Source organism: Nitratidesulfovibrio oxamicus (genome assembly GCF_015731765.1).
Taxonomy (GTDB): Bacteria; Desulfobacterota; Desulfovibrionia; order Desulfovibrionales; family Desulfovibrionaceae; genus Cupidesulfovibrio; species Cupidesulfovibrio oxamicus.
Window position 1 is genome coordinate 1 of the sequence record NZ_VRYY01000478.1, and the last position, 1,778, is coordinate 1,778.

Consider the following 1,778-nt stretch of genomic DNA (forward strand, 5'->3'; position numbering starts at 1 on the left):
CCGATCTCCCAGCCCTGGCGCATGGCCCAGGCCACCACCGGCGGGCCGTTGATGCCCACCGCCGCGCCCAGTGCGCCGCTGACCAGCCCCACCGCCACGGTGACCGCGTGGCGCAACGGCGTGCCCGCCGCATGCAACGGCAGGTCGGCACCGTCGTCGCCAGTGGACGCGGTGCGAGCCGCGAACACGGTGAACGCCAGCACCATGGCCCCCAGCAATCCTTCCAGCCACGCCTCCGGCGCCACGGACAGCAGCCTGCCGCCCACGGCCATGCCCGGCAGCGAGGCAAGCAGCAGCACGGCCAGCGGTCCGCGCCGCACATGCCCGAACATGCGGCCCACCAGCGCCACGTTGATGGCCAGCGCCATCAGGCAGCCCAGCGGCACGGCCACCCGCATGCCCAGCACGGCCACCAGCAGGGGCAGGGCAATGACCGTGGAGCCGAATCCGGCAAAGCCCTGCGTGAACCCGGCGGCCAGCGCCGCCACGCAAACCGCGCCCAAGGTACGCATGTCGCGCATGTCACCCGGGTCGGGCAGCCCGTGCAGATCGACGGGCGCGGGAATGGCGGCATGCAGCGTGGCGGCCAGACTCCCCGCAAGGGATGCGGCCTGCGCGAGCACATCGGTCATGCCGCACCCCTGCCGTCGGAGGCGGATCGCCCCGCAGTCACGGCGGCTTTCCGACGCGCGGCGATGCCCGCCTTCACGTCGTCCGGCCATCGCTCCCCGAACAGATCGTCCATGACCTCCAACGCAAAGCGGGCCGACACGGTGGCCGGTCCGCCGCCCATCTCCATGCCAACCTCCACCGCCTCCAGCACCTCGGCGGGGCCAGCCCCGGCGGCAGCCGCCTGTTCGATGTGCCACTGCATGCACGAGCGGCAGTCCAGAACCACGGAAATTCCCACGGCAACCAGCTCCTTGTGGCGTTTCGTCAGCGCGCCGTCCGCATAGGCGGCCCGCTCCATGTCCAGAAAGGCGGCGTACACGGGGGCGTCCGTTGCCGCAAGCCGGGAATGGGCGCGCTTGCGCTGCACGGCCAGCGCGCGCAGTTGTTCGTTCATGGTGGAATCCCCGATTCACGTTTCACGAATCATCACATGATGCAGATCAACCATTGCGCGCCAAGGTATCACATGGCACAAGCTGCAACAAACGAATCGTCATGAACCCTTGATTCACGAAGTCCGAACAGCATATCCACGCCACTCTCGCGCCGACCCCGCACCGGCCCCGCACCGGCCCCGCACCGGCCCCGTGCCGCCCCCGTGCCGCCCCCGTGCCGACTGACGCGCCACTTCCCCATGCCAACGCATGGGGCACGCCCCGGAGCACCACATGGACATCCGCCACCTGAAGACCTTTCTGGCCGTGGCCGCCGGGCTCTCGTTCCGCAAGGCGGCGGAGGCGCTGCACTACGCCCCGTCCACCGTCACCACGCAGATCCGCGCGCTGGAAGAAGACCTTGGCGCGCCGCTGTTCGAACGGACGGGCCGCCGCGTGCTGCTCACCGACCACGGACGGCGGTTGCTGCCCCGTGCCCGGCGCATTGTCGAAATGGCCGACGACGCCCGACGCGCCGTCACCCACGACGCCGATTCCGGCGAGCTTTCCGTGCGCATGTCGCAAAGCCTCGGCATGCTCTGCCTGCCCGAAGCGTTGCGCCGCTTCCGCGTGCGCTTTCCGGCCACGCGGGTGCATGTGGCCACGGCCTCGCGCCACGGCCTTGCGGCGGACCTGCGCCACGGCGAGGTGGACCTGGCCCTGCTGCTGGGC

The 1,778-nt window shown here is 70.7% G+C and carries 3 protein-coding genes; 1 reads left to right on the plus strand and 2 read right to left on the minus strand.

The window, feature by feature from the left end:
* Positions 1-632: sulfite exporter TauE/SafE family protein (locus tag FVW20_RS14230; protein ID WP_196610134.1), on the minus strand; the 632-nt coding region annotated here is incomplete at its 3' end.
* A complete protein-coding gene (locus tag FVW20_RS14235; RefSeq protein ID WP_196610135.1) occupies positions 629-1,066 on the minus strand; it encodes a carboxymuconolactone decarboxylase family protein in 438 nt (145 codons plus the stop codon). The genes FVW20_RS14230 and FVW20_RS14235, both read right to left, overlap by 4 nt.
* A gap of 274 nt (positions 1,067-1,340) precedes the next feature.
* Here FVW20_RS14235 and FVW20_RS14240 point away from each other — a divergent pair.
* Positions 1,341-1,778, plus strand: a 438-nt coding sequence (locus tag FVW20_RS14240) for a LysR family transcriptional regulator (RefSeq protein ID WP_196610136.1), incomplete at its 3' end; no start/stop codon positions are given.

What these genes read in the sequence shown, in the direction of transcription:
- FVW20_RS14235 (WP_196610135.1), bottom strand. Translation starts at nt 1,066, where the DNA reads ATGAACGAACAACTGCGCGCGCTGGCCGTGCAGCGCAAGCGCGCCCAT.